Here is a 26,647-nt window from a genome sequence, read left to right on the forward strand (position 1 = left end):
CGAGATCACCGTGAAGCGGTTCAGTCCACGCGCCCCGGCGATGCTCGACGAAACGCTAGCGGCAAGGAAGCCGGTGCTGGTTTATCAGAAGGCCCCGCAGCGGCAGCGGCGGAATAGTCAGAGCCAGCGGCGAACCTCGGCCTTGTAGCGGCGGTAGTCGTCGCCGAACTTCGCTTCGAGATAGCGCTCCTCGCGGGCGATCACCTGCGTCTGGATCACGATCAGCACCAACGGGAGCAAGGCGAAGGCGATCGGCCCGTCGAAGCCGATCGCAAGACCGGCATAGATAAGCGCCATGCCGAGATACATGGGATTGCGGGTCCACCGATACGGACCTGTCGTTGCGATGAGGGTCGCTGGCTGCGACGGCGGAATGTTGGTGCCCAGCCGCCGGAACAGCCCCGCCGCCGCAAGCATCATCGCCGCGCCGGCAACGAACAGCAGCGCGCCCGCCGCGACCAGCAATCGCCAGTCGATGCCGAAAGAGCGCAGGGTGACGAACTGCTCCGCCGCCAGCCCCAACAGCAGCGCTCCCAGATAGATAAAGGGCGGTGGGAAGCGCACACCCGCGCTGTCCGGTTCGACGGCCATGCTCATCTCCAATCTGTGCTCTCAAAACGGCGGCCCCAGAAACAACGCCTCGAATTACTACCGCAGGACTTGTTTGGCGCTCGGGCGTCCGCTCACATGGGCGAACCACTGGACGAGCTTGTTCTTGCCATCGAGGATCGCGTCGCCCTCTGGCGTTATACGCAGCCGGTCGAAATGCGGCATGAGGCGGATGTCGGCCAGACTAAAGGTTTCGCCGGTGAGGTAGGGTGCCGCAATCAGAGGCTCAAGCGCCTCAGCGCAGCTACGTGCCATGGGCACGGCCGCGTTGACCCGTTCCATGTTGGTCGGCTGGCCGAGGAAGGTTGGCGCGACCACTCGCTCGAACCCAATACCGCCCCAGGATGGCCCCAGGTAGCAGTCGATAATGCCGATGATCTGATTCATACGCGCCCCTTCGCGCGCGTTCGTCGGCTGGAGCGCCGGACCAGGAAACGTCTGGTCCAGATAGCGCAAGATGGCCTGGGTTTCGAAGACTTCGAAGCCATCATGCTCAAGCACCGGAACCTTGCCGAACGGATTCCGCGCAAGATGCTCCGGCGTTTTCCATGCCGGCGGCATCAAGCTGACGAACTCGTATTCCACACCTTTCTCGGCGAGGCCAAGCATCGCCCCCCGCACGTTGGGACTACCTGCCGTCCCATAAAGTTTGACGCTCATCCCAGGACTGGTCGTATTCATGAGGATCACTTCCCTTCTTGCTTTAGATTGGAGCGCCGCCGCTCGGGTTGGCTAATTGGGACCGGAGAACGCAAATTCTGCTCTCAAACCAGCATCGACTGCTGCGCGAAGATGCCCGCCATCGCGCCATGCGACGATGCCAGGGTGACCGATGGCGGCGTGAGGGGGTTGGCGAGGTCGCCGGCGGCGTAGATGCCGGGCATGCTGGTTTGACGGCGCTCGTCAACCTTGAGGATGATGCCGAGGGGCGTATCGACCGTGGCGAGGCCCAGCGATTCATGCAGGCTTGCGGACGGCTTGTTGCGCGGATGCGCGAACAGGATGTCGACCGCGACATCGGGGCCGGTATCGCGCTTGACGATGGCGTTATGGGCTCCATGACGGGCGATCTCGGTGATCCGGCCATCAACGACAGGTACGTGGCGGCCCGCCAGATCGGCCCGGATATCGGGTGCAATGTCGTGACCATCGGCGAAGACCGTCAACCTGTCGGTCCAGTCGTGGAACAGCCTGACCTGATTCATCGACTGCGGGCCGGACCAGACGAGGCCCCAATGCTGCCCAGCGACTTCAAAGCCATCGCAATAGGGGCAGGGCACAATGGATGTGCCCCAGCTTTCCGCGAAGCCCGGAACAGCAGGCATCTGATCAACAACGCCATAGCTCAGGATCAGGCGTCGCGCGCCAAGGCTCTCGCCGTCGCCAGTAAGGACGGAGAAATTGTCGATAGTGCCGGAGATGCTGTCGGCCCGGGCATTGATCAGCCTTATCGTGGGATAACGTGTCAGCTGCTGCCGCGCCTCGGCCAGGATGTCCAGCGGTGGCTTGTGATCGTGGCCGAGCAGACCATGCGAGTGGCCAGCGAAGCGATTGCGCGGCAGGCCGGTGTCGAGAACGGTGACCTTGCGGCGGGCACGGCCGAGCTGCAGGGCGGCGGCGAGACCGGCAAAGCTGCCGCCGATGATGATGACGTCATCCATGGTGAGGGGCTCCGTGTTGCGGATAGAGGAGGTTGGGGTAGCGGTGGCCTGGGCACGGGGGGAGGCCGATGGCGGTAAGCACGGCCAGCTTCAGCAGTGTTCGTCGTTGCATGGCACCCTCGTGTTTTAAATTCATTCTTTGGCTTGCATATTTCCGATACGTCATGGTATCTTAATTCAGGAATTAGGATACTGTCAAGGACTAGAATTGTCGTGAACGAAATTAGTCAAGTCCGGCGCGGCCGGCCCGCCAACGAGGCGCTTGGCCAAACCATAGTCGACGCCGCATACGAACTCTTTGTGGAATTGGGTTTTCAAGCGACGACATTGGACAAGGTCGCCCAGAGAGCGAGGATATCCAAGCTCAGCATCTATCGGCACTTCGAGAACAAGGAGGCACTGTTCGGCGCGGCGATCGCGGCCCACTGCCATCAGTTTACACCACAGGCCCTTTTTGAAGGCGTCGACGGTTCGGCCGAAGATCAGCTCATGGCGGTGGGATCATCCCTGCTTCGCACGCTGCTGAACCCGGACGTCCGCAATGTCGAAGCCATGGTCATGGCCGACAAGACGAATCAAAGATCGTTAAGCAAGCTCTTTTACGAAGGCGGCCCCGTCCATGTCATCGCCCAGATAGAGGACCTTTTACGTCAGCTGCATGCGAATGCGGTTCTGAACGTACCCGATCCTCGCCAGTCCGCCCGCTTGTTTGCCGCGCTTATCAAAGGATCCGATCTCCTGATTATCGCACGCTTCGATGAGGCGAGAGCGGAAGACGACAACGAAATCGAATCCTATTGCCGGTCGGCCGTCGCCATGTTCATCGCCGCTCACGGTGGCAACAACGCGAAGGCGGATAGCTGGGTCGGAACAGACCAGACGAAGGACATAGTATGACAGAGGAAAATGTTTCTCAGGTAGCCGACTGGAAAGGCCAAAGCGGGGAGCGCTGGGTCGCTTATCAGGCCCGGCTCGATGCCATGATGGCAGTGTTCGGCCATGCCGCGATCGAAGCCGCCGCGCCCGCCATGGGCGAACGCGTGCTGGACGTCGGCTGCGGTGCAGGGGCGTCTAGCCTTGACCTGGCCACCCGCGTCGGCGCGGGAGGGCATGTGCTGGGCGTGGACATATCCGAACCGCTGATCGATAGAGCACGCGCGCTAGCGCCGCAGGATACGCCGGCCCTGTTCCAGGTGGCCGACGCCAGCAGCGCCGAGTTCCCCGAGGGCGCGTTCGACATCCTGTTCTCGCGCTTCGGAGTGATGTTCTTTGACGATCCTACGGCGGCGTTCGCGCATATGCGCCGTGCGCTCAAGCCGGGCGGGCGGGTCGCTTTCGTCTGCTGGCGCGGCATGGCCGAGAACGATTGGGTGCGCTTGCCGATGGGCGCGATCAAGGGCATCCTCCCGCCGATGGCGCCACCCGATCCCGAAGTGCCCGGCCCGTTCTCGTTTGGCGACCGGGGGCGGGTGGCGCGTATCCTGACGGCGGCTGGCTTCACCGATATCGCTATCGCGCCCTTCGATGCTTCCATCCCGTTCGGCGAGGGCGGGACGCGGGACGCGGCGATCGACGACGCGGTGAAGATGACACTCGAGGTCGGCCCGCTGTCGCGCGCGCTCGCTGATCAGTCAGACGACATCCGCGCCCGCGCCTCGGCCGCGGTTCGTGCCGCCTTCGCGGACCGCGCCGGCGAGCGGTCGGTGGTGATCGACGGCGCGGCGTGGATCGTCACGGCGCGCAATCCGGCAAGCTGACACACGGATTAGCAGAGGTAGACGCCCCCCCGTGGAGCCGGGCGTCTTTGGCCGGTCAGCGGGACCGGATGAGGGCGTATTCGCCGGCAATCTCGGTCTCGGACGTGAACGCCAATCGTCGCTTTCACTCATGGGGCAACCCCTTGGCGCGATGACAGGGAGGATGGCCTTTGCCGGCTATCCTCTTTCGGCGCTCGCCGCCATATGAGAGAGTTCGTCCCAGAGGCTTTCGGCGAAGCTGCGCAGGACCGTGAGTTCGAAGCTGTCGTCGCCGGTGCGGGCGATCTGCACGGAGATATGGCCGACCATCGTCATCGCCGAACTGCCTTCCGCAAAGACGGCGGGATCGAGATCGACGGCAGTGCCCTTTGATAGAAGCACGCGCGAAGACCGGCCGGAGATTCCGATGCGGACGCGCCCGTGGCTCTGGTCCGTGACGAAGGCTTTACCGGCAAGTGCTGCCGCAAGAGCGTCAAGACCGGTCAGCGCAAGCGGTTCGTCGCCGGCGACGAACCATTGGCGGAAGCCGACCTTGCGGATCGTACTGCTCGCAAGGCCTACCTTCGCCAGTTCGGCGGCAAGTGCGGTCGGCTCGATCGCGCCGAGCACGTGCAGCAGATGGCCTTCCGGCAAGGCTTCCAGCAGGATGCCGGATCCTGTCATGCCGCTATATCTGGCGCCGGCGAGAACCGGTCTGTGCTGGGGAAGATCAGGCATGGAGCTTCTCGTTTTCAGGGTCGACAAAGACGGGATGGCAGAGCACCCCCTCGGTGTATTCATTGTGCAGCCCGTTCCAGACCGTCACCTTCTCCCCGATGCGCTCCGGCCCGCGCTTGACGAGCGCCAGGCCGATCTTATGGCCGAGCGTCGGCGAAAAGGCGCTTGACGTGACGTAGCCCTGATCGTTTTCGAGCGTCGCCGCAGCGCCCTCGGCAAGAATATGCGAACCGGTGCGGAAGGTGCTTGCCGGATTGAGCGGCTTGACGCCGACCAGACGCGGACGCCCGGGATCTTGCAGGCCCTCACGGGCGAGCATCGCCTTGCCGATGAAATCCGGCTTGGTGGAGGAAACCATGCGGCCGAAACCGAGATCGCCTGGGGTGACCGTGCCGTTGATCTCGGCATGGGTGACGTGGCCCTTTTCGATGCGCAAGACGCCGAGCGCTTCTGCGCCGTAGGCGTTGATGCCGTGTTTTTCGCCGGCTGCCATGATGGCGTCGGCAACGCTCTCGCCGTAGCCGGCCGGCACGGCAAGCTCGTAGGCGAGTTCGCCGGAGAAGGAGATGCGGAAGAGCCGGCCTTCGAGACGGCCGTCGAACAGCGAAACCTTGCGGGCGCTCATGAAGGGGAAGGCCGCGTCGGAGATGTCCTCATCGACGATCTCGGCGAGGATGGCGCGGGATTTCGGCCCGGCAACGGCCATCTGCGCCCATTGATCGGTCGAGGAGGCGAGGCAGACGTCGAGCTCCGGCCAGAGCGCCTGGGCGCAGAATTCGAGATGTGTGAGCACGCCGGCGGCAAGCGCCGTCGTCGTCGTCATGAAGAAATGCTCGTCGCTGAAGCGGCTGGTGGTGCCATCGTCATAGATGAAGCCGTCTTCGCGCAGCATGATGCCATAACGGGCCTTGCCGACCGCAAGCTTGGCGAAGCCGTTGCAATAGACCCGGTCGAGGAAGGCCGCGGCATCGCGGCCGAAGACTTCGATCTTGCCGAGGGTCGAGACGTCGCAGAGACCGGCATTCTTGCGGATATTCAGCACCTCGCGGTCGACGCTGTCGCGCCACGTCGTCTCACCGGCGCGCGGGAACCAGGAGGAACGATACCAGAGGCCGGTTTCGACGAAGACCGCGCCATTCTTTTTCGCCCAGCCGTGCAACGGCGATTTGCGCGCCGGCTGGAAATCTTTGCCGCGCGACGCCCCGGTCAGAGCGCCGAAAGAGACCGGCGTATAGAAAGGCCGGAAGGTCGTCGTTCCCACTTCGGCGGGCGAAACGCCGCGTGCCTCGGCAAGGATGCCGATGGCGTTGATGGTGGAAAGCTTGCCCTGGTCGGTCGCCATGCCGCTGGTGGTATAACGCTTGGCAAGCTCGACATGGCCGTAACCTTCGCGAACGGCAAGGCCAAGGTCCTTGAGATGCACGTCGTTCTGGTAATCGACGAAAGCCTTGCCCTTCGACCCTTTGACCGACCAGAGCGGCTTCGTGCGCTGAGCCGTCTCGGTGGCTGAGGCAAAGGCCGGTTCCGCTGCAAAGCCGATTGCCTTCAATGCGGCGGCAGCCTTTTCCGCGCCATCGCCGAGGCAGGCTGCAATCTGCTCGAGGCCGGCAGCCGAGCCGGCAACGGCAAGACCATCCTGCGCAGCCGGCGCCAGAAACGCCGCGGCCTCGTGCGACCATTGGGGTTTACCGCCGCGATGGCAGGCAAGATGGATGATCGGGCTCCAGCCCCCCGACATGGCAAGTGCATCGGCTTCGATGCGGCGAATGCCGTCTTCGCTCTGGATGTTGACGCCACGCAGGCGCTTGCCGCCGAACGCATCGATCACCCGGGCGCCCGTCAGCACCTGGGCGCGGCCCTGCCAGCTTTCGGCCGTCTCCGCCCGGCTGTCGACGATCGCCGCAACGGCGAGGCCGGCGGCTTCGAGGTCGGCGGCGGTGCGGTAACCGGCATCGTTGGTGGTGAAGATCACCGTACTTGTGCCCGGCGCCACCGCCTGCCGGTTGAGATAGCTGCGCATGGCGCCCGCCATCATCACGCCGGGAATATCGTTGCGGCCGAAGACGAGCGGCCGCTCCTCGGCTCCTGTCGCCAGGATCGCCTGGCGGGCGATGATGCGCCACAATCGTTCGACGGGGCGCTCCGGATCGGGCGTCGCCACATGCTTCTGCACACGTTCGACGGCACCGAAGACATTATCGTCGTACCAGCCGAAAACGGTCATGCGCGGCAGGCGGCGGACATTTTCCAGCCCCTCGAGTTCGGTCAGCAGCTCGCCGACGAAAGTGTCCGCCGGCTTGCCCTCGATCGTGCCGCTCTCGGACAGCAGGCTGCCCCCGAGTTCGGCGCCTTCGTCGGCGAGGATGACGCGGGCGCCGGCGCGGCCGGCCGTCAGCGCCGCGGCAAGGCCGGCGGGGCCGGCGCCGATCACCAGCAGGTCGCAATGCGCCCAGCATTTCTCATAGGTGTCGGGATCGGCCTCATAGGAGGCTCTGCCGAGGCCGGCCGCCTTGCGGATCACCGGCTCGTAGAGTTTTTCCCAGAGCGCCGCCGGCCACATGAAGGTCTTGTAGTAGAAACCGGCGCCGAGGAAAGGCGAGAGCAAGACGTTGACCGCGCCGACATCGAAGCCGAGCGAGGGCCAGCGGTTCTGGCTTCTGGCCGCCAGCCCCCCGTAGAGCTCGATCATGGTCGCGCGCGTATTCGGTTCGGTGCGCCCGCCGCTGCCTGTCGTCACCAGCGCGTTCGGTTCGGCCGCACCCGCCGTCAGGATGCCGCGTGGGCGGTGATATTTGAAGCTGCGGCCGACGAGCTGGATGCCATTGGCAAGCAGCGCGGAGGCGAGCGTATCGCCGGGATGGCCTTCCAGCGCATTGCCGTCGAAACTGAAGCCGAGTGTCATGGCGCGGTCGATGCGACCGCCGGAGGAAAGACGGAAGCTCGTCATGCCGGTTCTCCGCCGAGCTTTGAAAGGGCGGCATCCCTGACGCGATGGACCTTATGGGTGGCGGTATCGCGTTCGACGATCAGCCAGCGGCGGCAACCGGCGGAATGGTGCCAATATTCGCTGTGGCGGCCGCGCGGATTGTCGCGCAGATAGACATATTTGAACCAGGCATCCGCACCGGCATCCGGCGCCGGCCTGACAAGGCTCGCATCGCCGCGGATCGAGAATTCCTCCTTCGGCCGGGCGCCGCAATGAGGACAGGAAATCAGGCTCACCATGTTGAGTGTCCTCAGTGCAGATTGGGCTGGGCGCCGACGCCCTTTTCGTCGATCGGATAGCCGCGGGCGAAACGGTCGAGCCGGAAGGCGCGGGCCGTCTGATGAGGCGTGTTGCGGGCGATCAGATGGGCGTAGCAGAAGCCGGAGGCGGGCGTTGCTTTGAAGCCGCCGTAACACCAGCCGGCGTTGAGATAGAGATTGTCGATATGGGTGCGGTCGATGATCGGCGAGCCGTCCATGCTCATATCCATCACCCCGCCCCAGGAGCGCAGGAAACGCACCCGCGAAAGCGAAGGGATCATCGCCACGCCGGCTTCGGCGACATGCTCGACGGTCGCCAGATTGCCGCGCTGGGCATAGGAATTATAGCCGTCGATATCGCCACCGAAGACAAGGCCGCCCTTGTCCGATTGGGACACATAAAAATGTCCGGCGCCGAAGGTGACGACATTATCAATGAAGGGTTTCAGCCCTTCGGAGACGAAGGCCTGCAGCACATGGCTTTCGATCGGCAGGCGAAGGCCCGCCATATCGGCGACGACGGTGGAATTGCCGGCCGCCGCCAGCGCCAGCTTGGCGCAGCCGATGAAGCCCCTGCTGGTCTCGACGCCGGTGACCTGACCGTTTTCGGTGCGGATGCCGGTGACCTCGCACTGGGTGATGATGTCGACGCCGCGGCTGTCGGCGCCGCGCGCATAACCCCAGGCGACGGCATCGTGGCGCACCGTGCCGCCACGCGGCTGGAACAGGGCGCCCATGACAGGGAAACGCGCATTGTCGAAATCGAGGAAGGGCAGTTTTGTGCGCACCGCCTGCCTATCGAGAAGCTCGGCATCGACACCGTGCAGCCGCATGGCGTTGCCGCGGCGCGTATAGGCATCGCGCTGCGCATCGGAATGGAAGAGGTTGAGCACGCCGCGCTGCGAGACCATGGCGTTGAAATTGAAGTCCTGCTCCAGCCCTTCCCAAAGCTTCATCGACAGCTCGTAGAAGGGATTGTTGCCGGGAAGCAGGTAGTTTGAGCGGATGATCGTGGTGTTCCGGCCGATATTGCCGGAGCCGAGATAGCCCTTTTCGAGCACGGCGACATTGGTGACGCCGAATTCCCTGGCGAGGTAATAGGCGGTGGCAAGGCCATGCCCGCCACCGCCGACGATGACCACATCGTAATGCGGCTTCGGCGCCGGGTCACGCCAGGCGGGCGTCCAGGCTTTGTTGCCGCGAAGGCCGTTGAGGAAAATCGAAAGAGCGGAATAGCGCATGGGTCAATCCGAAAAGAACGGGTGCATGATGCCAGAAAGGCCGGGATCGACTTGCGCAATAGGGACTTGAATGGTTAGAAAAGAGACATGTCCTCCTCCGATAATCGAAACGTCCAGGAGATCGGTTTCATCCTGATCCCGGGATTCGCGCTGATGTCCTATGCCTCGGCGACCGAGCCGTTACGCGCGGCAAACCTTCTGGCTGGCCGCGAGATTTATCGTCTGTCGATCTTCTCCCCGGAGGGCGCGCCGGCGCTCTCTTCCTCGGGCGTCAGTGTGCCCGCCGAACCTCTTCCGGCCCGGGGCTCCGGGCCCGGCACCGCCTTCGTCTGCGCCGGCGGCTCGCCGCGGGACTGGCGTTATCCCGGCGTGCTTGCCTGCCTCAGGCAGCTGGCGCGCGAAGGTGTCAGGATCGGCGGCATTTCGGGCGGTCCCTATCTGATGGCCGCCGCCGGACTGCTCGCCGGTCGCGACTTCACCATCCATTGGGAACATGCGGCGGCGCTTCTTGAAGCCTTCCCGGATCTCACACCGCGCCAGGCGCGCTTCATGATCGACGGCAACCGCATCACCTGCGGCGGCGGCATCGCCCCGCTCGACATGATGCATGTGCTGATCGCCGAACGGATGGGACCGGATTTTGCCCGCCGCGTCAGCGACTGGTATCTTCACACGGAGGTCAACGAGCCGGCAGCCCCGCAGCGCGCCTCGCTCGCCGAACGCTACGGCGTCCACCACCCCGGCCTGCTCACTGTTCTCGAGCGGATGGAAGAGACGATCGAGATGCCGCTCGACCGCGCCGCCATGGCGCGTATCGCCGGTGTCACTCCCCGTCACCTTGATCGGCTTTTTTCAGGCCAGCTCGGCACGACCTTTCTCGACCAATATCATAGGATCAGGCTTCAGCATGCCCATCGCCTGCTGAAGCAGAGCCCGCTTTCCATCTCGGAGATCGCGGTCGCCACCGGTTTTTCCAGTTTGAGCCATTTTTCCCGCATGTTCCGCACCGTCTATGGCATGGCTCCGAGTGAGGCGCGGCGGGATTGAGTTTTCTTCAAGGTTGAGGAACCTTCACCAGGGCGATAGGTTGGCATCGGGACAAAAAGCAGGCGGGCGGGACATTTATGACAACCAAGCGTGAAACGGCAGAACAACCGGACCATGGGGCACGCGCGCCCCTTTCCCAGGACCCGCACGCCGTTCGGGAACCGAAGGAAAACAACCTCGAAATGGCGATCGGCCATGAGGTGCGGGCCTACCGCAAGAAACTCGGCATCACGGTCACCGATCTCGCGGCCGCCACCGGCATTTCGCTCGGCATGCTGTCGAAGATCGAGAACGGCAACATCTCGCCTTCGCTGACGACGCTGCAATCGCTGTCGCGGGCGCTCGGCGTGCCGCTGACCGCTTTCTTCAGGCGCTACGAGGAACCGCGCAATGCCGTCTTCGTCAAGGCGGGAGAGGGCGTCGAGCTCGAACGGCGCGGCACGCGCGCCGGCCATCAATATAATCTGCTCGGCCATGTCGATAACAATTCGAGCGGCGTCATCGTCGAGCCCTATCTCATCACGCTGACGGCCGATTCCGACGTCTTCCCGACTTTCCAGCACGAGGGCATGGAGTTCCTCTACATGCTCGAGGGCGAGGTGGTCTATCGCCACGGCGACCAGCTCTTCCAGATGCAGCCGGGCGACAGCCTGTTCTTCGACGCCGATGCGCCGCATGGGCCGGAGCAGCTGGTGAAACTGCCGAGCCGGTATCTCTCGATCATCAGCTACCCCCAACAAGTCATTAGAAGTTGATATTGCCTTAAAAGAAAAATTTATTCCTCCCAGTTGAAGCCTGCAAACAGAGCTGTTACTCCTTTCGCAACATGAACGGAGGCACGCGCTATGTGCGGCATTGTTGGACTGTTCCTCAAGGACAAGAGCCTTGAACCCCAGCTGGGAAATCTGCTCTCGGATATGCTGATCACCATGACGGATCGCGGACCGGACTCGGCCGGTATCGCGATCTATGGCGGCTCCGCAGAGGGCAAGGCGAAAATCACTATCCAGTCCAGCAATCCAGAGGCGGACTTTGAAGGCCTGGCCGCTGATCTCGAGAAAGCCGGCATCAAGGCCCATGTGTGGATCAAGAGCACGCATGCGGTCATTGAGCTTGATGCCTCCAAGCTTGGAGCAGTGCGCGAGGCGCTCGAACGGATCCGCCCGGCTGTCCGCCTCATGGGCTCCGGCGAAAGCGTCGAAATCTACAAGGAAATCGGCCTTCCAAAGGACGTCGTGACACGGTTCGACGTCCGTGCCATGAGCGGCACCCACGGCATCGGCCATACCCGCATGGCGACGGAATCCGCGGTCACCACGCTCGGCGCCCATCCGTTCTCGACCGGCGTCGACCAATGCCTGGTGCACAACGGCTCGCTGTCCAACCACAACAATCTGCGCCGCCAACTCATCCGCGAAGGCATGACCTTCGAAACGCAGAACGATTCCGAAGTCGCCGCCGCCTATCTGACGGCCGAAATGGCCAAGGGTAAAGATCTCGGCGAGGCGCTGACCGGCGCCCTCGACGATCTCGACGGCTTCTTCACCTTCGTCGTTGGCACCAAGTCCGGCTTCGGCGTGGTACGCGACCCGATCGCCTGCAAGCCCGCCGTTATGGCCGAGACGGATCAATATGTCGCCTTCGGCTCGGAATACCGCGCGCTGGTCAATCTTCCCGGCATCGAGAATGCCCGCGTCTGGGAGCCGGAGCCGGCAACCGTTTATTTCTGGGATCACGACAAGGCCGCCTGAGGGGCGCCTGAAGGCAGGAGACGGCTGAAACCGTCTCCCAGACAAACGAGGATTCCAACGAGGATTCAATGCCCATATTCGACCTTTCCAACACCCCTCTTCGCGAACTGAACAGCGCGCTGCACGCCCTTTCCCAAGGCGCCAACGACACTGAATTCGAAGTCATCAACCCGCGCGGCAGCCATGCTGTCGCCGTCGGCATCGATAGCCCCGTCACGGTCGCCGTCAGAGGATCGGTCGGCTATTACTGCGCCGGCATGAATGACGGCGGCAGGGTTACGGTTCATGGGTCCGCTGGTCCGGGCGTTGCCGAAAACATGATGTCCGGCACCGTCGTCATCGAAGGCGACGCCAGCCAGTATGCCGGCGCCACCGGCCGGGGCGGCCTGCTCGTCATCAAGGGCAACGCGGCCTCGCGCTGCGGCATTTCGATGAAGGGCATCGACATCGTCGTTCACGGCAGCATCGGCCATATGTCGGCCTTCATGGGCCAGTCCGGCCATCTCCTCGTCCTCGGCGATGCCGGCGATGCGTTGGGGGATTCGCTCTACGAAGCCAAGCTGTTCGTCCGCGGCGAGGTGAAGAGCCTCGGCTCCGATTGCATCGAGAAGGAGATGCGGCTGGAGCATCTCGAAAAAGTTGCCGAGCTGCTCGACAAGGCAGGCGTGACGGGCGTCAGGCCCGAAGAATTCAAGCGCTACGGCTCGGCCCGCAAGCTCTACAATTTCAACATCGACAACGCCGATGCGTACTGAGGCGAGGGACACTCATGAGCTATCACAACCCCTATACCCCGCCACGCAAGTCCGCTACGTTCGACGACTATACACTTGCCGAAATCCGCCGCGCGGCCGCCACCGGCATCTATGACATCCGCGGCGCTGGCACCAAGCGCAAGGTTCCGCATTTCGACGATCTGCTGTTTCTCGGTGCCTCCATCTCGCGCTATCCGCTCGAAGGCTACCGTGAGAAGTGCGATACGACAGTGGTGCTCGGCTCGCGTTTCGCCAAGAAGCCGATTACGCTCAAGACGCCGATCACCATCGCCGGCATGAGTTTCGGCGCGCTTTCCGGCAACGCCAAGGAAGCGCTCGGCCGGGGTGCGACGATCGCGGGCACGTCGACCACGACAGGCGATGGCGGCATGACGGATGAGGAGCGTGGCCACTCGCAGACGCTGGTCTACCAATATCTGCCGTCGCGCTACGGCATGAACCCGAAGGACCTGCGCCGCGCCGACGCAATCGAAGTCGTGGTCGGCCAGGGCGCCAAGCCCGGCGGCGGCGGCATGCTGCTCGGCCAGAAGATCTCCGACCGCGTCGCCAATATGCGCAACCTGCCGCAGGGCATCGACCAGCGCTCGGCTTGCCGCCATCCCGACTGGACGGGCCCCGATGATCTGGAAATCAAGATCATGGAGCTGCGCGAGATCACTGACTGGGAAAAGCCGATCTACGTCAAGGTCGGCGGCGCGCGTCCCTATTACGACACGGCTCTTGCCGTGAAGGCCGGCGCCGACGTCGTGGTGCTCGACGGCATGCAGGGCGGCACGGCAGCGACCCAGGATGTCTTCATCGAAAATGTCGGCATGCCGACGCTCGCCTGCATTCGTCCGGCTGTCCAGGCGCTGCAGGATCTCGGCATGCATCGCAAGGTACGGCTCATCATTTCGGGCGGCATCCGCTCGGGCGCCGACGTGGCGAAGGCGCTGGCGCTCGGCGCCGACGCGGTCGCGATCGGCACGGCGGCGCTCGTCGCGATCGGCGACAATGATCCCCGCTGGGAGGAGGAATACCAGAAGCTCGGCACGACGGCCGGCGCCTATGATGACTGGCATGAAGGCAAGGATCCGGCGGGCATCACCACCCAGGACCCGGAGCTTGCAAAGCGCCTCGACCCGGTTGCGGCCGGCCGCCGCCTTGCCAACTACCTCAAGGTCATGACGCTCGAAGCCCAGACCATCGCACGCGCCTGCGGCAAGAACCACCTGCACAACCTCGAGCCGGAAGACCTCGTCGCGCTGACAATCGAGGCATCGGCCATGGCGCAGGTGCCGCTCGCCGGCACCAACTGGATCCCTGGCAAGGGAGGCTTTTGATTCTACCGGGCCGGGCACATGTCCCGGCCCTCTCATATCCATAACCAAAGTGTCTCGAAGAAATCCAAAGGGGAACGAGAATGACACTGGACCTTGCTGCTTTTGCCAGAGACAAAGGCATCAAATATTTCATGATCAGCTATACCGACCTGTTCGGCGGCCAACGCGCCAAGCTGGTCCCCGCCGAAGCCATTGCCGATATGCAGAAAGATGGCGCCGGCTTTGCAGGTTTTGCAACGTGGCTCGATCTGACGCCGGCCCATCCGGATTTGTTTGCGGTTCCCGATCCTTTGTCAGTCATCCAATTGCCCTGGAAGAAAGACGTCGCATGGGTCGCCGCCGACTGCGTCATGGACGATCGGCCTGTCGAACAGGCGCCGCGTGTGGTGCTGAAAAGACTGGTGGCTGAAGCTGCGAAGGAAGGGCTCCGGGTGAAGACCGGCGTGGAGCCCGAATTCTTTCTCATCTCTTCTGATGGTTCGGTGATTTCAGACCAGTTCGATACCGCCGAGAAGCCTTGCTACGACCAGCAGGCCGTGATGCGTCGGTATGATGTGATCGCCGAGATCTGCAACTACATGCTGGAGCTCGGCTGGAAGCCCTATCAGAACGATCACGAGGATGCGAACGGCCAGTTCGAGATGAACTGGGAATATGACGATGTCCTGAAGACCGCGGACAAGCACTCTTTCTTCAAGTTCATGGTCAAGTCGGTCGCCGAAAAGCACGGCCTTCGCGCTACGTTCATGCCGAAGCCCTTCAAGGGCCTGACCGGAAACGGTTGCCATGCGCACATCTCGGTCTGGGACGTAGACGGCAGGGTAAACGCCTTCGCGGACAGGGAAATGGCTTTTGGGCTCTCGGCTCAGGGGAAAACCTTTCTCGGCGGCATCATGAAGCACGCCTCCGCGCTGGCCGCGATCACCAATCCAACGGTCAATTCCTACAAGCGCATCAACGCGCCGCGCACGACCTCGGGCGCCACCTGGTCGCCAAACACGGTGACGTGGACGGGCAACAACCGCACTCATATGGTGCGCGTGCCGGGGCCGGGACGGTTCGAGCTACGCCTGCCGGACGGCGCGGTCAATCCATACCTCTTGCAGGCGATCATCATCGCGGCCGGCCTCGACGGCATCCGCAGCCAGGCAGACCCCGGCCAGCACCACGATATCGATATGTATGCCGAGGGGCACCTGGTGGAGGACGCGCCGCGCCTGCCGCTCAACCTGCTGGATGCGCTGCGCGCCTTTGATGCCGACGAAGGCTTGAAGGCGGCAATCGGGGCTGAGTTTTCCTCCGCCTATCTCAAGCTCAAGCACCTGGAATGGAATGCCTACTGCTCGCATTTCACCCAGTGGGAACGCGATAGCACGCTCGATATCTGAGCAGCCGGACCGATGTCTTCGCCATGCCGGGTTGGAAAGCTCGGCATGACCGGACTCTTGCACCTGAAAGGGCGAAGGATGGAAGATCGGCGCGCTGCCGATCGACATCGTCGGCGTCGTCTCCAACCATTTCGACTACCAGAAGGTCGTGGTCAATCACGACATCCCCTTCCACCACATCAAGGTGACCAAGGAGAACAAGCCGCAGGCCGAAGCCCAGCTGGTCGAGCTCGTCGAGCAGACCGGACCGAGCTGATCGTGCTCGCCCGCTACATGCAGGTTCTCTCCGACCAGCTCTGCAAGCAGATGTCGGGCAAGATCATCAACATCCACCATTCCTTTCTGCCCTCCTTCAAGGGCGCCAACCCTTACAAGCAAGCCTATGAGCGCGGCGTCAAGCTGATCGGCGCGACCGCCCATTACGTCACCGCCGATCTCGACGAAGGCCCGATCATCGAGCAGGACACGGCCCGCATCACCCATGCCCAGAGCGCCGACGACTATGTCTCGATCGGCCGCGACGTCGAAAGCCAGGTGCTGGCGCGGGCCATCCACGCCCATATCCACCACCGCACCTTCATCAACGGCAACCGCACCGTCGTCTTCCCGGCAAGCCCCGGAAGCTACGCCTCCGAACGCATGGGGTGAACGCCCGGTCAGCTGACGCCGTCCGGAAGTTTGGGCAAAACTCAGGACGCCGGACGCTTTCCGAAGCCGAATGTCTTGCGCAGGCTGCTGTCAACCGCTTTTGCCGGCATAAACCTGCGCAGCCGGCTTAGAAGCGTTGCCTGGCCGCCGGCCGGTTGACGCATTTTGTAGGGGCCGTTGATTGCCGCCAACACCTTCTCCGCGACAGTCACCGCCGATGGAGCGGTTTTGATCTGGGCTTGTACCGCCTTGATCGTCGCCTCGGCCTGCGCTGCATAGGCTCCCAGGGGTGCCGCGGTCTGTGCCGCGTTTACATCGAGCTTGGTGTTGGTGAAGGTCGGTTCAACCAGCACGACGCGCACGTTGAACTCACGAATTTCATGATCCAACGACTCGGACAGCCCTTCGAGCGCATGTTTGCTGCTGGCATATATTCCCATGAACGGTGCCGGCAGGAAGCCGAGGACCGAGCTGATATTGATGATCAGCCCGCTGCGAGCGGCGCGCATGGAGGGCAAGGCAGCGCGGATCATGCGCAAAGGGCCGAAAACATTGGCATCGAATACCGTGTGCGCTTCGGAAGTCGACGTGTTCTCGACAGGGCCGACCAGCGAAACGCCGGCATTATTGACCAGGATGTCGATTTTGCCTGCCTCGGACAAAACCCATTGAACAAAATTGGAGACCGAAGCGTCATCGGTCACGTCGACAGTTCCATATCGCACGCCGGGGATAGCGTTGACACGGCTAGGGTTGCGTACGCCCCCAAAGACCTGGAAGCCGTGTTGTGCGAGAAGGCGGGCTGACGCCTCACCTATTCCGGAGGAGGCTCCGGTAATAACGACAACTCTGTTTTGGGACATGCATGCTCCTTGGCTTTTGGCGCGAATGGTTGATGACGTGCTTCAATAGAAGGTCGGAACTTTTCGCCCCCGTCGCCAAAGGACAGCTTCTCAGAACCTGGCACCAAAGCACGTAAGATTTCGACCGACATCTATAATCGCTTTAGATGTCAATCGAAATATAAGATCAAGTACTTTTCGCTTTACGGAGATTTTTTCCGATGATCGCGCCTCCAAGCGCGCAAGGGCATTGCGCCGAGCCGGAAGGCCCGCCGACATTACGGCTCGGAGCAGCATGAGCCTCAACGGCGTCAGGATTTCGGAGCGGCGGTCCCCGCTGGTTTCGCACGGACCATTTCGTCACGCCTTTAGGGACGTCTCGCGGTCCACTGTGCCGAGCGCTTTCATGATGAAGCGGATTTGGGCATCAACGCTGACGGCGGCGGCCTCACCCTCCTGAACACGCTGTTCGACCAGAACCGGATGGGAAAACGGCAAGAAGGCGGTGATGATGCCGTGCGCCGCTTCGTCGGCGTCTCCGACTTTGAACTCGCCCGCCTGCTGCCCCTCGCGGACAAGAGCCTTGAGGATTGCAAGGATGTGATCATTGTGCGCGTTGAGGGTTGCCCAACTTCCATCCGTGGCGGCGACAAGCAGTTGGTGCATGGGTCTGTCCTCCACCAAGGTTCTCGCGCTGTGCCGGTGAATGGCGGTCAAAAGATCAGCCAGCTTTTTGCTCGCCGGCGCATCCGATCGTGCAATTTCCAGAGCGATTTCAGCAACCTCTTTGACAACAAGTCCGCAGACGGAACTGTTGATCGCCGTCTTCGAGGGAAAGAAGCGATAGATATTGGCGCGGCTCATTCCGAGTTCCGAGGCGATGTCAGCGACCGACGTCTTATGATAGCCGATCCGCCGAAAATACCTTTCCGCCACCTCAAGAATTCGCGTCCGCGACTGCTCAAGGTCACTTGCTATCGGTCCGCAAAGGTCATCGCCGCCTCCGGAGAACATCACTCGGCAGCCATTGCTGTTGGTAGTTCCACTTCCTTCGACGAATTTTCATGGCCTTCATTTTTCGTCGGCTTGATGCGGAACCAAGTCGCGTAGAGAGCGGGAAGGAAGAGCAGGATCAACACAGTGCCGACCGCCGTTCCACCGATCAGCGTGTAGGCCATCGACCCCCAGAACACCGAATGGGTGAGGGGAATGAAGGCAAGGACGGCGGCAAGGGCTGTCAGGATGACGGGACGCGTGCGCTGCACCGTCGCCTCGATGACGGCGTGATAATCGTCGAGACCGGCTGCCTTGTTCTCCTTGATCTGTTCCGTCAGGATCAGCGTATTGCGCATCAGGATTCCGGCCAATCCGATCAATCCGAGAATGGCGTTGAAGCCGAACGGCTGATTGAAGAGCAGCAGCACCGGAACCGCCCCTGCAAGACCGAGCGGCCCCGTCAGCATGACCATGGTCATCGTCGACAGGCTGCGGACCTGCAGCACGATGACGATCAGCATGGCGGCAATCATCGCCGGAAAGATTTTGACGAGGGCGGCGTTGGCCTTGAGCGACTCCTCGATGTTCCCGCCCATCTCGATGTGATACCCGACAGGAAGCGAGGCGATCAGCGGCTGAAGCGCCTTCATGACCTGCTGGGACACCTCGGGGGGCTGCGTCGCCTCGTCGATATCGGAACGGATCGTGACAACGGGCGTGCGGTCGCGACGTTTGAGGATCGGCTCTTCAAACCGGATTTCTGAATGACCGATCTGATCGAGCGGAACCTGTCGGCCGTCCCGGCTCATCAATGAGAAGTCTGCCAATCGAGACGGATCAAGCCGGTTGTCGCCAGCACTGCGTGCGATGACAGGCACGTTTCGGATATTCTCGCGAACCTCGGTAATCGGGATCCCGCTCAGCAGCAGCTGCATCTGCTGGGCGGCCTCCGCCGGCGAAAGGCCGATCAGGCCCAGCCGTTCCTGGTCTGGAACGAAGCGCACGACCGGTGTGCGGTTGCCCCAATCACGGTTTGCCTGACGCACATCCGGAACGCTCTTCATGATCTCCAGGGCCTTTTCGGAGATCCGGTACAATTGGTCGGTATCAGGACCCATGATGCGGAATTCGACCGGAAACGGTGTATAGGGACCAAAGACGAGCTGGGTCACGCGGACATAGGCTTCCGGAGCGAGCCCATCCGAGATGGCCGCACGCAGGCGAAGCTTCAAAGCCTCGCGTGTGTGAGCGTCAGGGGTGAGAACGACGATCTTGGCGAAGGACGGGTCCGGCAGCTCAGGCGCCATGGCAAAGAAGAAACGGGGAGCGCCCTGACCGATATAGCTCGTGACTGTCTTTGCCTCCGGCTGCTGCTGCAGCCAGTCTTCGAGCTTCCCGACCGTGGCGGCCGTCGTCTCGATGCTGGTCCCTTCAGGCATGCGGACTTCAACCAAAACCTCCGGACGATCCGACGTCGGGAAGAACTGCTGTTTCACCGCGCCCATTCCGACGACAGAGACCCCCATGGCGATGCCGACCACCGCACAGGTGACGAACTTGTGGCGCACGGTAAACTCGATCACCCGCCGCAGGCGCCGGTAATTCGGCGTGTCGTAGATGGCGTGATGGCCGCCTTCGACCGGCTTGATCGCCGGCAGCATCTTGACGCCGAGATACGGCGTGAAGATCACCGCGACGACCCAGGATACGATGAGCGCAAAGCCGACGACCCAGAAGATGTTGCCGGCATATTCGCCGGCGGTTGACCGGGCAAAGCCGACCGGCATCAATCCGATGATCGTCACCAGCGTGCCCGACAGCATCGGGGCCGCCGTATGGCTCCAGGCGTAAGCCGCCGCCTTGATGCGATCCATCCCCTCTTCCATCTTCACCACCATCACCTCGATGGCGATGATGGCGTCGTCGACCAGAAGGCCGAGCGCCAGGATCAGCGCACCGAGGGTGATGCGATCGAAGAACCGGCCGGTCTCCAGCATGATGAGGAAGACGACGGCAAGGGTGAGCGGAACGGCCAGAGCGACGACGATCCCGACGCGCCAACCAAGGCTGACGAGGCTGACGAACAACACGACGCCGAGCGCCATGGCGAATTTCAGCATGAACTCGCCGACGGCTTCGTCGATGTTGACGGCCTGGTCGCTGACCTTGGCGAGCGTCATGCCGAGCGGCAGGGTCTTGGCGATCGCGGCGGATCTTTCCTCCAGCGCCTTGCCAAGCTCCAGACCGTTCCAGCCCTGCTGCATCACCGCGGCCAGCATGATGGCGGGCTCGCCGTCATGACGGATGAGATAGGTGGCCGGATCCTGGTAACCGCGCCGCACTTCGGCAAAATCCGAGAGTTTCAAGGTGCGTCCGGCCGCGACGATCGGCGTGTCTGATATCGCTTGGATGCTGTCATAGGCGCCATCGAAGCGAATGAAGACCTGCGGCCCGCGCGTATCGATCGATCCCGCCGGGGTCACGGTGTTTCGCCGCTCCAAGGCGGCCGCGATGTCCTGGGCTGAAATGCCGAGCGTGGCGAGCTTGGCATAAGAGAATTCGACGAAGATCTGTTCGGGCCGCTCGCCCAGGATGTTGATCTTCTTGACTCCAGGCACATGCAGAAGATCCTGGCGGATCACCTCGGCCTGGCGCACGAGCTCACGCATCGGCATGCCCTTGGCCTTCAGCGCATAAAGACCGAAGCTGACATCGGAGTACTCGTCGTTGACAAAGGGACCGAGCACACCCGGGGGCAGGTTGCGCGCCTCGTCTCCAAGCTTCTTTCGCGCCTGATAGAATTCCTCCTCGACGGCCGTGGACGGCGTGCTGTCCTTCAAGGTGACGGTCAAGAAGGCGTATCCCGGCCGCGTTGTCGTCTCGACACGATCGTACCAGGTGAGTTCCTGGAGACGCTTTTCGAGCGGCTCGGCGACCAGATCCTGCATCTCGCGCGCAGTCGCGCCCGGCCACACGGTCGTCACGGTCAGGGTCTTGATGGTGAAGGAGGGGTCCTCGGCGCGCCCGAGCTTGACGAAGGCATAGGCGCCGGCGGCGGCCAAGAGAACGATGAAGAACAGCGTAACGGCCCGCTCGCGAACGGCGAGCGCGGATAGATTGAAGGTCATCAGTTTGCCGCCTCTGCCTGTTCCACCTTGGTGCGCACGCTGGCGCCGTCCTGCAGCAGATGGGCGCCGAGTGCGACGACCGGCTCGCCAGCATTGACGCTGGAAACCACCGCCACCTCCTCACCCAATTGTTCTATTTTCACCTGCCGGAAGTGGACGGTCGAAGATTGCGCATCGAAGACCCAGACGCCGGTTCGGCTGCCATCGTCCAAGACCGCGCCGACCGGCACCGCGGAATGCGATTGGCCAGTGCTGCTAGCGATTCTGATCGTCACCGTCGCGCCGAGCGGCGCCGAAGCTGCAGCCCCATCGAGAACCCAACGCGCCTCATAGGTGCGGGTCTGAGGATCGGCAGCATCTGAGATCTGCCGAAGCCGCGCCTTGTCCTGCCGGCGCTCGTTTCCGTAGATGCTGGCGTCGGCTATCTCGCCGATTTGCGGCCGCAACGACTCCGGAAGCCAGACGAGCGCTTCGCGCGGACCGGCCTGCGCCAGACGGATCACGGTCTGTCCCGCCGTCACGACTTGACCCGGCTCTCCGAGCGTTTCGACAATGGTCCCGTCAGCATCGGCAACCAACAAAGAGTAAGTTGCGGCGTTTTCAGCGACCCTTGCCTCCGCTTCCGCTGCAGCCAGTTGAGCCGTTGCAGTATCGAGCGCAGCCTTTGCCTGTTCATAGCGCTGCGGCGAAGCCGCCGCCAAACCGCTTTTCGCCAAAGCGGCGTAGCGTCTCTCGTCGGCTTGCGCCTGGGTCAACACAGCTTGCGCGGAGACCACTGCGTTGTGTTTCGCCGTCAGTGCGAGACGCAGATCGGTCTCATCGATGCGCATCAGAGGCTGGCCGGCCTTGACCTGCTCGCCAACATCCACATAACGCTGCATGATCTTGCCGGGCACACGAAAACCGAGATTGCTCTGCACCCGGGCGGCAACGGTACCCGTAAAGGTGCGTTCGGCCGTTTCCGGCTTCTTCGCTTCCACCAGTTTGACGAACGGCGGCGCGATTCGGGGATCGGCGGCTTGCGCGCTTTTTTCCGAGGAAACCCCGAAAAGCACGAACGTCGTGGCGCCGGCAGCTGCCAGAAGGCCGAAAGAGGCGAGGAGGATTTTGCGGTTCATGTCGGTAAGCCTTATTGACGGGCTGAATTAGATTGCGATCTAACTCTAAATCTGTTATAGATGTCAAATGAAATCTAATTGGAGATCGCAATGAGAGTCAGTCGCGCTCAAGCAGAGGCCAATCGTGAAACGGTGATCAATGTCGCAAGCCGGCTTTTCCGAGAGCATGGATTCGACGGCATCGGGCTGAAGGATCTGATGAAAGGGGCCGGCCTCACCCAAGGCGGCTTCTACAAGCAGTTCGCATCAAAGGATGATCTTGCGGCGCTGGCATCCGGTCGGGCAATGGAAAGCGCCATTGGCAGGTGGTCGAGGGTTGCCGCCGGAAGCGCCGATCCCTTCGCTGCGGTTGTCGGCATGTATCTGTCGACCGGCCACCAGGGAGAGAAAGGTGACGGCTGCCCCTTGGCCGCGCTTGGATCCGATGCGGCGCGCCAGAGTGAAGAGGTGCGACTTCCGTTCCAGAATGGCATCGAGGCGCATCTTCAGGTTCTCGACGAATTGATCCCGGCATCGGACGGCGCGAAACCCTACGACAAAGCCATGGTCGTCCTGTCCCTCATGGTGGGCGCCGTAACCATCTCTCGCATCATGACCGATCAGGGCATGTCGGAGCAACTGCTCGAAGCGGCCGCTGATGCCGTCAAGCGCATCGCGGGCGAAACAGCGGAGGGATGAGATCACCGGCTCTGCACCGTCATTGCCGAAAATGATCAGCGCAGGCAAATCACCTCACCGCTCCTCACCCGCGAATTCAGAGGTCCTCATGATCCATAACGCCGCTCCCGGAAGCCCCGGAAGCGACGCTCCGAGCACACGGGGTGAGTCGCCGAAGGGTTAACGCAGCGCTAAGAACCGCGTGATGCTGTCGACATGATCGTCGATCAACAGATCTTCACTCCGATCATATATGAGGATTATTCATTCTTCATATTAGTTCAATCCTTTCATATGCTTAAGCAAATTTTTCGACTGAAGGAAGCGACATTGCGTTAGGGAATTTTTAAGCTGCGTTAACTTTTTGTTAACCATGTCGGCGGTAGACATGGTCAACGATTTCTTCACACAGATGACCAAAGTGCTAACAGACGCTCGCTCTATCCGCATCAAGGGCCGCTCTTTCCTGGCGGTCATGCTCTCCCCGGACCTTCCGTTCGACGATTGGCTGGCGAGGCTCGACGATCTGGCCGCACGTTCGGCCGGCTTCTTCCTCGGACGCCCCGTGGTGCTCGACGTGACGGACCTGCAAATCGACAAGCCGCAGCTGAAGGAGCTCATTGCCGAGCTCGGCAAGCGCAATGTCAGCATCATGGGCATCGAGGGCGCGCGGCCTTCCCTTCTCGGTGCGGGCATGCCGCCAGCGCTGAAAGGCGGCCGCTCCGCCTCCGACATCGAGGTTCAGGCCAGCGAGCCTGTTGAATCGTCGAGCAAGCCGGCGGCTCCCGAGATCCGCCCGACAACGACGCAATCGATCGTCATCCGCGAGCCGGTGCGCTCCGGGCAATCGGTGATCTTCCCGGAAGGCGACGTCACCATCGTCGGGTCGGTCGCCTCGGGCGCCGAGGTCATCGCCGGCGGCTCGGTCCACATCTATGGGGCGCTGCGCGGCCGCGCCATGGCAGGATCCATCGGCAACGCCTCGGCGCGGATCTTCTGCCGCAAGCTCGAGGCCGAGCTGGTGGCCATCGATGGTATCTACAAAATGGCGGAAGACATGGCGCCCAATCTTCGCGGACAGGCTGTTCAGCTCTGGCTCGAAGACGATGCGATCATGGCGGAAAAACTGACCTGACCACAACGCCGCGCGTCTTCAAAAGACGCGAAAAGGACGCGGCGTAAGACTTGAATTACTGCGGCACGGCAAAGGAGAGAGAAATGGGGAAAGTGATCGTCGTCACGTCAGGCAAGGGCGGGGTCGGAAAGACGACCTCGACCGCCGCATTGGGCGCGGCGCTGGCGCAACGCAATGAAAAGGTCGTCGTCGTCGATTTTGACGTCGGCTTGCGCAATCTCGACCTGGTGATGGGGGCCGAACGCCGGGTCGTCTACGATCTGATCAACGTCATCCAGGGCGACGCCAAGCTCACCCAGGCGCTGATCCGCGACAAGCGGCTGGAGACGCTGTTCCTGCTGCCGGCCTCGCAGACGCGCGACAAGGACAATCTGACGGCCGAGGGCGTCGAGCGCGTCATCAACGATTTGAAGCGCTATTTTGACTGGATCATCTGCGACAGCCCCGCCGGTATCGAACGCGGCGCAACACTTGCCATGCGCCATGCCGATGTCGCCGTCGTCGTCACCAACCCGGAAGTGTCGTCGGTGCGCGATTCCGATCGCATCATCGGGTTGCTCGATGCGAAGACCGCCAAGGCCGAACGCGGCGAGCGGATGGAAAAGCACCTGCTGCTGACCCGCTACGATGCCAACCGCGCCGAACGCGGCGACATGCTGAAGGTCGACGACGTGCTGGAAATCCTCTCCATCCCGCTGCTCGGCATCGTGCCGGAAAGCATGGATGTGCTGCGCGCCTCCAACGTCGGTGCGCCGGTCACGCTGGCCGAAAGCCGCAGCCCGGCCGCCATGGCCTATTTCGATGCCGCCCGCCGGCTCGCCGGCGAGACCCTGCCGATCGCCATCCCCGAGGAAAAGCGCAATATTTTCGGCAAGCTTTTCGGACGGAGGGCGGCATGAATATTTTCCGCCTCTTCAACAAGCAAAGAACCGCGCCCGCTGCCCGCGAACGCCTGCAGGTGCTTCTTGCCCACGAGCGCGCCTCGGCGGGATCGGACCTGGTCACCCTGCTGCGCGAGGAAATCCTTGCGGTGATCGCCAAGCACGTCGAACTCGACCACGACAAGGTGCAGGTGACGATCGACCGCAACGAATTTGTCTCGACGCTCGAGATCGACGTCGAAATCCCTCTGAATGCGGCCGTACAGGCTGCTTGAGGGTCACGACACGCTTCTCTCGTTGCCTTTGAAAATGCGAAAGCCGCCATGGAACATGGCAGCTCAGTTTGATGGCAACCTTGCTCTGCCCGATGTCATCCTCGGCCCTTGTGCCGAGGATCTGCTGCCCTAGCGACCGGGGGCAGATGCTCGGGACAAGCCCGAGCATGACGAAATGAAGGGTCGGCCGACCTTGTCAGCGGTTTGAGCCGCCATGGAAACCATGGCGGCTTCTTGCGTCGGCGTGCCGGCCGGAAGGCTCAGCGGCCGCCCTCGATCTTGCGGTGGCGCTGCGCAATCCCGCCTTTGCCATAGGGATAATCGAGCGGCTGCGGCGCGCTGACCTCGTTGAGCCTGGCCATTTCCTCGTTGGAAAGCTCGACCGTCATGGCACCGAGATTGTCGGCGAGCTGTTCGGGTGTGCGGGCGCCGAGAATGACCGAGGTGACGGCCGGCTGCGCCGCCGTCCAGGCGAGCGCCACCTGCGCCATGCTGACGCCGCGGGCCTTGGCGATCTCTTCGACCGTGCCGATGATCGCCCAGGTGCGTTCCTGCGCGTTGCGGGGGGCATAGGATTCGCTGCCGCGATTGGGGTTCTCGCCGAGGCGGGTGGCGCCGGTCGGCATCTGGTCGCGCTTGTACTTGCCGGTCAGCCAGCCGCCGCCGAGGGGCGACCACGGCAAGAGGCCCATGCCGGCGTCCTGGCAGGCGGCAACGATTTCGAGCTCGATGTCGCGCGCCAGCAGGCTGTATTGCGGCTGCAGCGTCACCGGACGCGTATAACCGCGCGCCTTGGCGATCTCCGACGCCTTGGCGATGTGCCAGCCGACATAGTTGGAGAAGCCGTAATAGCCGATCTTGCCAGAGGAAACCGCATCGTCGAGGAAACGCAGCGTCTCTTCGATCGGCGTCAGCGCGTCCCAGGCATGCATCTGGTAGAGATCGATCTGTTCGATGCCGAGGCGGCGCAGCGAATCATCGAGCGCCTGGCCGAGATGCCGGCGCGACAGGCCTATATCGTTGGGTCCGTTGCCCATCGGAAACCGGCCCTTGGTGGCGACGATCGCCTGACGGGCCTCGGTCGGGCGCGCCTTCAGCCAGCGGCCGATGATCTCTTCCGACTTGCCGGCGCTGTAGACATCGGCCGTATCGATGAAATTGCCGCCCCAGGCGAAATAATCGTCGAGCAGCTTGTGCGAGGCCGCTTCGTCGGCCTCCGCGCCGAAGGTCATGGTGCCCAGGCAGTAGGCGGTGACGACGGCCCCGCTGGGACCGAGCTTGCGATAATCCATTTATTCCTCCTCATGCGGATACCCGTAGCCGACGCGCAAAATCGCCGGGGTAGAAGCCGGGGCTTCCGCAATCTAATGACAATATCGAGCTTGAGGCGGCCTCTGCCGCCGGATGACGTATGGCGCCCTGGGCTCATCCAGCGCAGGGGCGAGGGCAGCA

At 62.5% G+C, this 26,647-nt stretch carries 24 protein-coding genes and 1 pseudogene; 13 read left to right on the forward strand and 12 right to left on the reverse strand.

The genetic code is table 11. The features are described from left to right. Positions 1–117: 117 nt before the first annotated feature. The 3 genes from GGI60_RS13695 to GGI60_RS13705 all read right to left on the reverse strand — a co-directional run bounded on the left by GGI60_RS13695 (position 118) and on the right by GGI60_RS13705 (position 2,270). On the reverse strand, positions 118–591 hold the full coding sequence (locus GGI60_RS13695; RefSeq protein WP_086156580.1) for a methyltransferase family protein: 474 nt from the start codon (positions 589–591) through the stop codon (positions 118–120). Between the two features lie 57 nt (positions 592–648). Then, entirely contained in the window at positions 649–1,290 is a 642-nt protein-coding gene (locus GGI60_RS13700; protein WP_086156579.1) for a glutathione S-transferase family protein, read from the reverse strand. 83 nt (positions 1,291–1,373) lie between these two features. Next, a complete protein-coding gene (locus tag GGI60_RS13705; protein WP_077989563.1) occupies positions 1,374–2,270 on the reverse strand; it encodes an NAD(P)/FAD-dependent oxidoreductase in 897 nt (298 codons plus the stop codon). Positions 2,271–2,483: 213 nt separating this feature from the next. Here GGI60_RS13705 and GGI60_RS13710 point away from each other — a divergent pair, with 213 nt between their 5' ends. Then, positions 2,484–3,167 carry a TetR/AcrR family transcriptional regulator gene (locus tag GGI60_RS13710; RefSeq protein WP_183916561.1) on the forward strand — a complete coding sequence of 228 codons (684 nt, stop codon included), beginning with the start codon at positions 2,484–2,486 and terminating at the stop codon, positions 3,165–3,167. Then, positions 3,164–4,027, forward strand: a complete 864-nt coding sequence (locus GGI60_RS13715; RefSeq protein WP_183916563.1) for a class I SAM-dependent methyltransferase — start codon at positions 3,164–3,166, stop codon at positions 4,025–4,027. The genes GGI60_RS13710 and GGI60_RS13715 overlap by 4 nt, the downstream gene beginning before the upstream one ends. Before the next feature lie 177 nt (positions 4,028–4,204). Here the strand turns inward: GGI60_RS13715 and GGI60_RS13720 are convergent, their stop codons facing one another. From GGI60_RS13720 to GGI60_RS13735, 4 genes are read right to left on the reverse strand one after another with little or no spacing between them, the layout of a single operon-like run. Beyond that, positions 4,205–4,744: a sarcosine oxidase subunit gamma family protein gene (locus tag GGI60_RS13720; RefSeq protein ID WP_183916566.1), complete on the reverse strand. Its 540-nt coding sequence runs from the start codon at positions 4,742–4,744 to the stop codon at positions 4,205–4,207. Then, positions 4,737–7,691, reverse strand: coding sequence for a sarcosine oxidase subunit alpha family protein (locus GGI60_RS13725; RefSeq protein ID WP_183916568.1), 2,955 nt, complete (start codon positions 7,689–7,691; stop codon positions 4,737–4,739). Before GGI60_RS13725 ends, GGI60_RS13720 begins: the two co-directional genes overlap by 8 nt. Then, positions 7,688–7,969, reverse strand: a complete 282-nt coding sequence (locus GGI60_RS13730; RefSeq protein WP_183916570.1) for a sarcosine oxidase subunit delta — start codon at positions 7,967–7,969, stop codon at positions 7,688–7,690. Before GGI60_RS13730 ends, GGI60_RS13725 begins: the two co-directional genes overlap by 4 nt. 11 nt (positions 7,970–7,980) lie before the next feature. After that, positions 7,981–9,231 (reverse strand): sarcosine oxidase subunit beta family protein, encoded by a 1,251-nt coding sequence (locus GGI60_RS13735; RefSeq protein ID WP_183916572.1) that lies wholly within the window; start codon positions 9,229–9,231, stop codon positions 7,981–7,983. An 87-nt stretch (positions 9,232–9,318) separates the two neighbouring features. On the opposite strand from GGI60_RS13735, the gene GGI60_RS13740 reads away from it, so the two are divergent. The 7 genes and pseudogenes from GGI60_RS13740 to GGI60_RS13770 all read left to right on the forward strand — a co-directional run. Then, entirely contained in the window at positions 9,319–10,278 is a 960-nt protein-coding gene (locus tag GGI60_RS13740; protein WP_183916574.1) for a GlxA family transcriptional regulator, read from the forward strand. Between the two features lie 77 nt (positions 10,279–10,355). Beyond that, positions 10,356–11,033, forward strand: a complete 678-nt coding sequence (locus GGI60_RS13745) for a helix-turn-helix domain-containing protein (RefSeq protein WP_183916577.1) — start codon at positions 10,356–10,358, stop codon at positions 11,031–11,033. A 90-nt stretch (positions 11,034–11,123) separates the two neighbouring features. Continuing rightward, the gene (locus GGI60_RS13750) at positions 11,124–12,029 is read left to right on the forward strand and encodes a glutamine amidotransferase family protein (protein WP_183916579.1); all 906 of its coding nucleotides are present in this window, start codon (positions 11,124–11,126) and stop codon (positions 12,027–12,029) included. 68 nt (positions 12,030–12,097) lie between these two features. Then, positions 12,098–12,784, forward strand: a complete 687-nt coding sequence (locus tag GGI60_RS13755) for a GXGXG domain-containing protein (protein WP_183916581.1) — start codon at positions 12,098–12,100, stop codon at positions 12,782–12,784. 14 nt (positions 12,785–12,798) lie between these two features. Then, positions 12,799–14,127 (forward strand): FMN-binding glutamate synthase family protein, encoded by a 1,329-nt coding sequence (locus tag GGI60_RS13760; protein ID WP_183916583.1) that lies wholly within the window; start codon positions 12,799–12,801, stop codon positions 14,125–14,127. Positions 14,128–14,207: 80 nt separating this feature from the next. Continuing rightward, on the forward strand, positions 14,208–15,515 hold the full coding sequence (gene glnT, locus GGI60_RS13765; RefSeq protein WP_183916585.1) for a type III glutamate--ammonia ligase: 1,308 nt from the start codon (positions 14,208–14,210) through the stop codon (positions 15,513–15,515). 79 nt (positions 15,516–15,594) lie between these two features. Continuing rightward, a pseudogene (locus GGI60_RS13770) lies at positions 15,595–16,163 on the forward strand (formyltetrahydrofolate deformylase); the annotation flags it as partial. A 41-nt stretch (positions 16,164–16,204) separates the two neighbouring features. Here the strand turns inward: GGI60_RS13770 and GGI60_RS13775 are convergent. From GGI60_RS13775 to GGI60_RS13790, 4 genes are all read right to left on the reverse strand, one after another. Further along, entirely contained in the window at positions 16,205–17,026 is an 822-nt protein-coding gene (locus tag GGI60_RS13775) for an oxidoreductase (RefSeq protein WP_183916587.1), read from the reverse strand. 339 nt (positions 17,027–17,365) lie between these two features. After that, entirely contained in the window at positions 17,366–17,941 is a 576-nt protein-coding gene (locus GGI60_RS13780; protein ID WP_409527261.1) for a TetR/AcrR family transcriptional regulator, read from the reverse strand. A gap of 77 nt (positions 17,942–18,018) precedes the next feature. Beyond that, entirely contained in the window at positions 18,019–21,129 is a 3,111-nt protein-coding gene (locus GGI60_RS13785) for an efflux RND transporter permease subunit (protein ID WP_183916591.1), read from the reverse strand. Continuing rightward, entirely contained in the window at positions 21,129–22,247 is a 1,119-nt protein-coding gene (locus GGI60_RS13790; protein ID WP_183916593.1) for an efflux RND transporter periplasmic adaptor subunit, read from the reverse strand. Before GGI60_RS13790 ends, GGI60_RS13785 begins: the two co-directional genes overlap by 1 nt. A gap of 90 nt (positions 22,248–22,337) precedes the next feature. Here GGI60_RS13790 and GGI60_RS13795 point away from each other — a divergent pair, with 90 nt between their 5' ends. The 4 genes from GGI60_RS13795 to minE all read left to right on the forward strand — a co-directional run bounded on the left by GGI60_RS13795 (position 22,338) and on the right by minE (position 25,195). Then, positions 22,338–22,925, forward strand: a complete 588-nt coding sequence (locus GGI60_RS13795; RefSeq protein ID WP_183916595.1) for a TetR/AcrR family transcriptional regulator — start codon at positions 22,338–22,340, stop codon at positions 22,923–22,925. Between the two features lie 391 nt (positions 22,926–23,316). Then, positions 23,317–24,039 (forward strand): septum site-determining protein MinC, encoded by a 723-nt coding sequence (gene minC, locus GGI60_RS13800; RefSeq protein WP_183917013.1) that lies wholly within the window; start codon positions 23,317–23,319, stop codon positions 24,037–24,039. Between the two features lie 83 nt (positions 24,040–24,122). Next, positions 24,123–24,938, forward strand: coding sequence for a septum site-determining protein MinD (minD, locus tag GGI60_RS13805; RefSeq protein WP_041683996.1), 816 nt, complete (start codon positions 24,123–24,125; stop codon positions 24,936–24,938). Further along, the gene (minE, locus tag GGI60_RS13810; protein ID WP_012490694.1) at positions 24,935–25,195 is read left to right on the forward strand and encodes a cell division topological specificity factor MinE; all 261 of its coding nucleotides are present in this window, start codon (positions 24,935–24,937) and stop codon (positions 25,193–25,195) included. Before minD ends, minE begins: the two co-directional genes overlap by 4 nt. Positions 25,196–25,455: 260 nt before the next feature. Here minE and GGI60_RS13815 read toward each other — a convergent pair whose 3' ends face one another. Next, positions 25,456–26,487, reverse strand: coding sequence for an aldo/keto reductase (locus GGI60_RS13815; RefSeq protein WP_183916596.1), 1,032 nt, complete (start codon positions 26,485–26,487; stop codon positions 25,456–25,458). Positions 26,488–26,647 lie beyond the last annotated feature (160 nt).

The organism is Rhizobium lentis, from assembly GCF_014200175.1.
GTDB lineage: Bacteria > Pseudomonadota > Alphaproteobacteria > Rhizobiales > Rhizobiaceae > Rhizobium > Rhizobium mulingense.